At 42.7% G+C, this 6,643-nt stretch carries 7 protein-coding genes; 5 read left to right on the top strand and 2 right to left on the bottom strand.

Annotation, left to right across the window (positions count from 1 at the left end; translation table 11 throughout):
* The first annotated feature begins 56 nt into the window (after positions 1–56).
* From murG to IGQ44_02030, 4 genes are all read left to right on the top strand, one after another.
* Positions 57–1,181: an undecaprenyldiphospho-muramoylpentapeptide beta-N-acetylglucosaminyltransferase gene (gene murG, locus IGQ44_02015; protein HIK36754.1), complete on the top strand. Its 1,125-nt coding sequence runs from the start codon at positions 57–59 to the stop codon at positions 1,179–1,181.
* A 35-nt stretch (positions 1,182–1,216) separates the two neighbouring features.
* Positions 1,217–1,798, top strand: a complete 582-nt coding sequence (locus IGQ44_02020) for a DUF4340 domain-containing protein (protein HIK36755.1) — start codon at positions 1,217–1,219, stop codon at positions 1,796–1,798.
* Between the two features lie 691 nt (positions 1,799–2,489).
* Positions 2,490–2,723 carry a DNA-directed RNA polymerase subunit omega gene (locus IGQ44_02025; GenBank protein HIK36756.1) on the top strand — a complete coding sequence of 78 codons (234 nt, stop codon included), beginning with the start codon at positions 2,490–2,492 and terminating at the stop codon, positions 2,721–2,723.
* Complete coding sequence (locus IGQ44_02030) at positions 2,716–3,312, top strand: hypothetical protein (GenBank protein HIK36757.1); 597 nt, start codon at positions 2,716–2,718, stop codon at positions 3,310–3,312. The genes IGQ44_02025 and IGQ44_02030 overlap by 8 nt, the downstream gene beginning before the upstream one ends.
* A 2-nt stretch (positions 3,313–3,314) precedes the next feature.
* Here IGQ44_02030 and IGQ44_02035 read toward each other — a convergent pair whose 3' ends face one another.
* On the bottom strand, positions 3,315–3,812 hold the full coding sequence (locus IGQ44_02035) for an SH3 domain-containing protein (protein HIK36758.1): 498 nt from the start codon (positions 3,810–3,812) through the stop codon (positions 3,315–3,317).
* A gap of 680 nt (positions 3,813–4,492) precedes the next feature.
* On the opposite strand from IGQ44_02035, the gene IGQ44_02040 reads away from it, so the two are divergent.
* Positions 4,493–6,265, top strand: a complete 1,773-nt coding sequence (locus tag IGQ44_02040) for a hypothetical protein (GenBank protein HIK36759.1) — start codon at positions 4,493–4,495, stop codon at positions 6,263–6,265.
* Positions 6,266–6,333: 68 nt separating this feature from the next.
* On the opposite strand, the gene IGQ44_02045 is transcribed toward IGQ44_02040, so the two are convergent.
* A complete protein-coding gene (locus tag IGQ44_02045; protein ID HIK36760.1) occupies positions 6,334–6,510 on the bottom strand; it encodes a hypothetical protein in 177 nt (58 codons plus the stop codon).
* Positions 6,511–6,643 lie beyond the last annotated feature (133 nt).

Genomic DNA, 6,643 nt, shown 5'->3' on the forward strand with positions numbered 1-6,643 from the left:
AGTTTCTTCCATTATACAATCTCCCCCCGACCCCATTGCCTACCCCCCACCTCCCTATGATAATCTATTCCCTTGAGTCCTGTTTCTCCAGTTTACCCCACCGAAATCAAGTGTCTAGACAACCCCGTTTACTCATTGCCGCTAGTGGCACAGGGGGGCATCTTTTCCCCGCTTTGGCTGTCGCTAAAAAACTAAATGGATACCACATACAATGGTTAGGAGTGCCCCACCGTTTAGAGGCTTCCGTGGTGCCCAGTTGTTACCCCCTCCACACCGTCGATTTGGATGGCCTTCAAACCAATTCTATTTTGAATGCAGCTGTACTACTGGTAAAAATGTTGAAGGCCACCATCAAGGTTTATAGGATAATAAACCGGGAGAAAATCCAGGTGGTGTTTACTACAGGGGGTTATATTGCGGCGCCAGCCATTATTGCGGCTAAACTGGCAAGAATTCCCGTGATTTTACATGAATCCAATTGCATCCCCGGAAAAGTCACTAGATGGTTTGCCTCCTGGTGTGATTTAGTGGCGGTAGGCTTCCACAACACCCAAAAGCGTCTTAAAAGGGCGACAACCCAGTGGATTAGTACCCCTGTGAGGGAGGAGTTTCTTGAGCCACAGCCACTAGAATTAGATATCCCGGAAAATGTGCCCTTGGTGGTGGCCATGGGGGGCTCTCAGGGGGCTGTAGCTTTGAATAAACTAGTTAGAAGGGCAGCTAGTAGGATTTTGTCCACCGGAGCCTACCTTGTCCACTTAACGGGGAGTCAAGATGAGGACTTTGGGACTTTTTCCCATCCTCGCTACCTGGAGATGCCCTTTTATGATAAAATGGCAGCCTTGTTACAACGGGCCAATCTTGCCATTAGCCGTGCCGGTGCCAGTAGTCTGACTGAATTGGCCATTACCAGGACTCCTTCCATTGTTATCCCCTATCCCTTTGCCGCCGACGACCATCAGTTTTACAATGGACAGGAGTTTGTCAACGCCGGTGCTTCATTGATGTTTCGTCAGGAACACATTACTCCTGAGCTTTTGGCGGAGACTGTCATTTACCTTCTCCAACACCCTGACAAGTTGTCTTATATGGCTCAACGGGCTTCTCTTCTCGCTTCCCCCGACAGTGCTAATATTTTAGCAGAAATTATTTCCCGTTTTGTCTCCTCTTCCTTTCACTAATTCCCCCCTATTTTCCCTTCCCTTTTCTTGGCCATATGAGACTAAAAACAAGTACGATTTGCCTGGCCATTACTGCTGTATTTTTGGCTTTTATTACCTTTTCCCCTAAATTAGCCTCTTTTTTCCTTTCTGCCTTCCCTGATTTATTCCCGAAATCCCTTACAAAATCTCAGCCTATTTTCCCCTTCTCTCCTGGGGAAATCAAAAGGATTAAGCTGCGTCTAGCTGACAACAAGCGTCTAGAATTTGTCAGGATTAGTAATCAACCCCCTCAATGGCAGATGATTTATCCTCAGAATACTAAAGCCAATGATGCTGCTGTTTCCTTCCTTACTAGTTTATTCCCTAATGCCAAAAGGGAGATAGAATTAATTCCCACTCCGCAACAAAGACAAGAATATGGTATCACTTCCTCTTCCCCCACTATCCACGTTTTTCTCCAAAATGGACAACAGTATCGTATTTCTCTTGGCAAATCCAACTTTGACGATACTCAAATCTATGCCGAGGTTGTCTTCCCCGACTCTTCTAGTCAGCCTTCTCGCATTTTCCTTCTTTCAAAGAGTTTTCAATATGCTCTTCAGCGAGATTTTTCTGAGTGGAAACAGCCCCAATAATCTCTCAATTTTCCTTGTTTATTTTTCCTTTCCTCCCAAACAATATTAAAATTTTAATCTCAACAACAAACGGGTATTAAAAATACGCATTTTCTGGGTATCAAATCCAAAATACTATGTCCTTACCTCAAAAAATAACTCAGATTATAATGGCAGTACTAGAATACCAACAGCCCATGGTCTCTGATAGATGAGAGAAACCGTTCGATTTTGTTTTTCTTGGCCACAACATAAATTAAAAAAAATTGACCCGCTACAGATTGATCGGGTACATCTTATGATAGGATTTTAGTAACTCGACGCCTCTTTCACTTTTACATCCAATCACAAAAAACAATATAGTAATGTTAGTAATGGGATGATTTCTTTGAACAGGTAGTCTAGTTGCGAAACTACCCCTAGTTGTTTTCAGAAAACTAAATTCCATTTAACTCCCTCACAAAACCCCTGCAGGAAATAGATGTCCTATTTGATTTTATTATCAATAACGAGGTTTAAATTTTCAAGCTGTTCTGTGTTTTTATCCAGCGATGTTGAGATAAAATCTCAAATAAATGTTTGGTAGGCAACCCCCTCCCAGTCTCGTTCCCCCCCTCCCCCCGCCGGCCCTATTCTAGCAAAAGCAGCGCCTCTTGGGTGTAAAGATTTATAAATTAAGATATAATAAGGGGAAAAAAAGAGCAGAGGGGAAATGGCAAAAAAGAACAATTTTGACTCAAATCAAATAATGTTTAGGACAGACGCGCTACTGTCAGCGGCGTCAAATCGTTATAGAATAACAGTAAAGGTGGCGCAAAGGGCAAAGGAGAGGAGAAGACAGGAGTTGGAAAAGGAAAATGGGGAAGAGTCCATGAAACCAGTAATAAGGGCCATTATAGAGATGTCAGATGAGTTGACTCAACCGGAAATAATAAGCGATGAATGAAAGAGAGTACAACAGGGAAGGAAGTTGGCTAGCAGGGGGGGTTGTATTGCTGCTGACGGGGTTTTTTGTGGTGGTGGGGGGAAAAGAGGGGGTTTTAGCAGAAAGATTAACCCCAGAAACAGTGGCAGAAAGGGTTTATCAACAAATGCCAGAATTGCCTAGGGAAAACCACTATATACAAAAGGAAACGGGTAGGACTGCTACAGAAAATACTCTGATAAGTAGAATGGTAAGATACCACCAATACGTGAAATCTCGCCCCACTGGTTATCGTCTTGACTGGAAGCTGACATTGGCAGACTACCTTGGGAAAAATGAGATAATGGATGAACAACGTTATCCGGGGAGTACAACCCTGACGAAAAATCCCCTGCCAGGTGACAAAGAGGCGATAAGACTACTCACTCGTCAACAGAGGGGAAAACTGGTAGAATTGCTAGTAAGTATTTACAACCCGACTAACAAACCGGAGTATAAACCGCAGTTGCAATCAGACAAAGGAAAACAAGAAACGAGAGAAAAAACCCCCGGCAACCCTACCCCACTGTTGCCCAAACCGGGGGATGCAAAACTTTTGCTGTCTCCCTAGGCTTAGTCGCCACAGTAGAGATAATTGGCATTAACCCAACCCTCCATACCAGTGACACGACGATTAGGGCCACTTACCACTCTAACATAGTACCAGGGGAAATCTCCTGCCAGGTAGTCCACCGTGTTGCCATTGTTTAACCCGGCAACAGACTCACCCCCGGGGGATTTCCTTAAAGCCAGTTGCCCTCTTTTTAATCCTACCACCACACAGTCCCCTCTGCCCCTCCCCTGTCCGGCAAGTCTTACCTGGCTTTCGTGTATGTATCCCATTGTTCCACAGGCGTCTGTTAAATACCACCCCCTATCATACCCGTAAACATTAATATTTACACGACTGGGAATAACACATAGGATTCTCCCATTGGGTACCACTCTAACATTAGAGGGAGGGTCCATTACAAAGGCTGTATCCGCCATGACCGCCTTGGGTGTCATCCCCAGGGAAAAGGCTATACCCAGGCCTACCCCTATTATGCCGCCTCCTAGCCCTCTTTTCATTGCCCCTTTTCTCCTCTTACTCCCTTTCTACCTCTATGATACTCTACCTACTGGGACTTTCCCTTCAAAATTTTGTTTCCTATTTGTTTCTTTTTCCCTACATCTCCTTTACTACAGCCCCTTTCTTTGGTACACTTCCCGGCTAGTGGGCACGGGCACTACCAGTGCTTCCCCCTAGAACCATTTTTGTTGAAATTTATTAGCGAATCACTGCCGTCATCTGCCGTATCCTCTGTCTGTTTAGTCCCTCTTTTTTCGCCTCCAAACCTTGTACCCCCCCTTTACCGACCTATTGCACTTTTTCCTGTTCCGGTATATTTGAAATATTTTTTCAATAAAAAATAATCGCAAAGCAAACCACCAGCGTCCTATTCTAGCATGGTTTGCCTTTTTTTGTCAAGGGTGGGGTTGTGGGGATTTTAGGGGTTGTAAGGGTGTATAGGGGTGTGGGGATTAGAGATAGAGGGATTATATTAAGTAGTGAATAAGAGGATTTATGATTATAGGCTATGGAAGAGAGGGAAACAAAGGGAAAAATTGGGGGAGGAGTTGAAAAGAAAAACAGAAAACAAGGGAGAAAGATTGGCAAAAAGGGGAAGAATAATTTCAAAAGGGCCAAAATGATAGGGGTTAAACAATGAGACAATCAGCGGCAAAGTGCCAGTAAAGGGGAGAAATACATGAATACAAAAATGTTACAGTTAGTAAAGCATCTTCAGACATACAGTCATTTTTTTGGGGTTTGGTTTTTGTCTTTGATAGTGGCAGTATTAATCCTCGTATTGGCTGAGCGGAAAGGGGAGAAAAAGAGAGCAAAAGAAGAAGAAAATGGGGAAATTTTGGACAAAAAGAAGGTCTCGCCCCCGAAAGGAATATGGAATCTATTTGTGGGGTTATTCTTGGGATTTTTGGGATTATACATATATCTAATTTTTTACGAAGAAGACTTTGCCTATCTCGACAACGCCCAACTAAATTCATTCTCCCTGATAGGGAAATTTACTCCTCTGCCAATTAGTCCAGAAGCGGGGAGATTTTGGCCCTTTGGCCTGCAAGAGTATAATATAATATCCCTAATTAGCAAAAGCCCGACTGCCTATCATTTACTATCTGTTATTCAACTAATTGTCATTCTCTGGCTTTGTTGGAAAATCCTCCCACCAGCGCGGATTTACCGCCTTATCATCCTCACCCTATTATTGATTCAAAACACGTTTGTCTTGTGTTTCTTTAACCTGATATACCCAGAGAGAAACATAATATTTTTTCTGGCAGTATTTATTTACAGCTTAGTAGCCTACCAAAGGAGTGGAAAATTAATATACCAAATTCTGGCTGTAATTTCTGCCCAGTTTATGCTCTATTATAAGGAGCCAGTGTTTATAATGCTGGCCGGCTTTTCCCTTGGCAATTTATTCTGGAATTGGGTAAAAAGGAAAAGTGACACCGAAACCACGAACCTAAAAGAATTTATAAGGAGAAACTCTCTGAATATATGTCTGTTGTGGCTGGCAATAGTTTATTTTACCCTTTATGTATATTATACATGGGGCAAGGTGGAAATCCCCTACAATAAAGAATATGACAGGGAGGCTGCCAACTTTATCGTAGCCTTTTTTTACTATTTGAAAGTCTCCCCAACCCTCTCAATTTTTCTTTTATTTTTCTCCTGGCGCTGTTTTCAGATAGCAAAAAAGAGAGCAGCAATAGAGGAATTATGGGATTTTTTAGCGTTGGGGGTTATGTTGTATTTAGCGGCTTACCTAAAGCTAAAATTGGTCGGGGCCCATTACATGGCCCCGGGAGAATTTGTAGCAATTTTATATGTAAGTCAGCTGGGGAAGAAAACATTTAACTGGCATCAGAAAGCCAAACGATTTTTGTGTATAACCCTGTTAGCCATTTTCCTCATTGTTAATATACCAGCTTCATCCTATGGAATATTATTCCGCAAAAAGTACATGGAAATGCGAAGAGAAATTGCCGGATTTATTGGAAAGCGTATGAAAGACAATCCCCGAAATATAGTGTTGTTTTTTCCTCCCCCCTATGAAAGCCCATATAACACCTTTAACATAATGGAGTTTGTATCTTATCTAAACTATAAAGGCTTTCCAGTGTTGAAAAAGGGCAACGAGGAGAAAGGACAATATATAATTACTAAAGCCCCGGAAAAATTCCCGGAAAACTTATGTTTCCCAGGAAGTGGTCTACCTTTTCAATGTTTTTTTGCAAGTCAGCCAGGAAAAAATGATTTAATAGTTTTCTTGACGGCTACCCCAGTCACAGACGAATACCAACAAAAGGCTGATTTGTTATTCCATTACCAACCCCAATTCCGGGGAATAGAAAGAGTATTATATCTGTTGGCAAAGGTGAAAATAGACAAACAATGGCGGTGGCTGAATGGCTACGTATTTTCCAATTCACGGGAAGCTAACAGGAAAAAGTGATGGGATTGGCATAAGTTGGGTGAGACGGGATGGAGGGAGACTCCTCGTTTACCGGTTGCCAACAAGCCTTATAACTGGTGGGAAAAGTCTAAAAAAAAATCTGTAAGGGGGTATGGGGGTAGAGGAGAAGGGAGGAGACTTACTGGCAGGGGTGGAAGAAAAGTGGCTAGTCTGGATACCAATAATCCCTGTCTGCCGGCTAATCCCTGTGGAAGGTTAACTGACTGAAAACTGATGACAATCATCCAATCTACCCTCCTTGTTTTAAATTCAGAGTAAAAAAATGCTAGCTAGTCTGGCTAAAACTATCAATCCCTCTCCCCATTGATTCCACTACCAAAGTCTGTGTCTATATAGTAACCAACTCTGATACCCCTA

This window comes from Geminocystis sp. M7585_C2015_104, assembly GCA_015295805.1.
GTDB lineage: Bacteria > Cyanobacteriota > Cyanobacteriia > Cyanobacteriales > Cyanobacteriaceae > DVEF01.

What these genes read in the sequence shown, in the direction of transcription:
- murG (HIK36754.1), top strand. Translation starts at nt 57, where the DNA reads ATGATAATCTATTCCCTTGAGTCCTGTTTCTCCAGTTTACCCCACCGA.
- IGQ44_02020 (HIK36755.1), top strand. Translation starts at nt 1,217, where the DNA reads ATGAGACTAAAAACAAGTACGATTTGCCTGGCCATTACTGCTGTATTT.
- IGQ44_02025 (HIK36756.1), top strand. Translation starts at nt 2,490, where the DNA reads ATGGCAAAAAAGAACAATTTTGACTCAAATCAAATAATGTTTAGGACA.
- IGQ44_02030 (HIK36757.1), top strand. Translation starts at nt 2,716, where the DNA reads ATGAATGAAAGAGAGTACAACAGGGAAGGAAGTTGGCTAGCAGGGGGG.
- IGQ44_02035 (HIK36758.1), bottom strand. Translation starts at nt 3,812, where the DNA reads ATGAAAAGAGGGCTAGGAGGCGGCATAATAGGGGTAGGCCTGGGTATA.
- IGQ44_02040 (HIK36759.1), top strand. Translation starts at nt 4,493, where the DNA reads ATGAATACAAAAATGTTACAGTTAGTAAAGCATCTTCAGACATACAGT.
- IGQ44_02045 (HIK36760.1), bottom strand. Translation starts at nt 6,510, where the DNA reads ATGATTGTCATCAGTTTTCAGTCAGTTAACCTTCCACAGGGATTAGCC.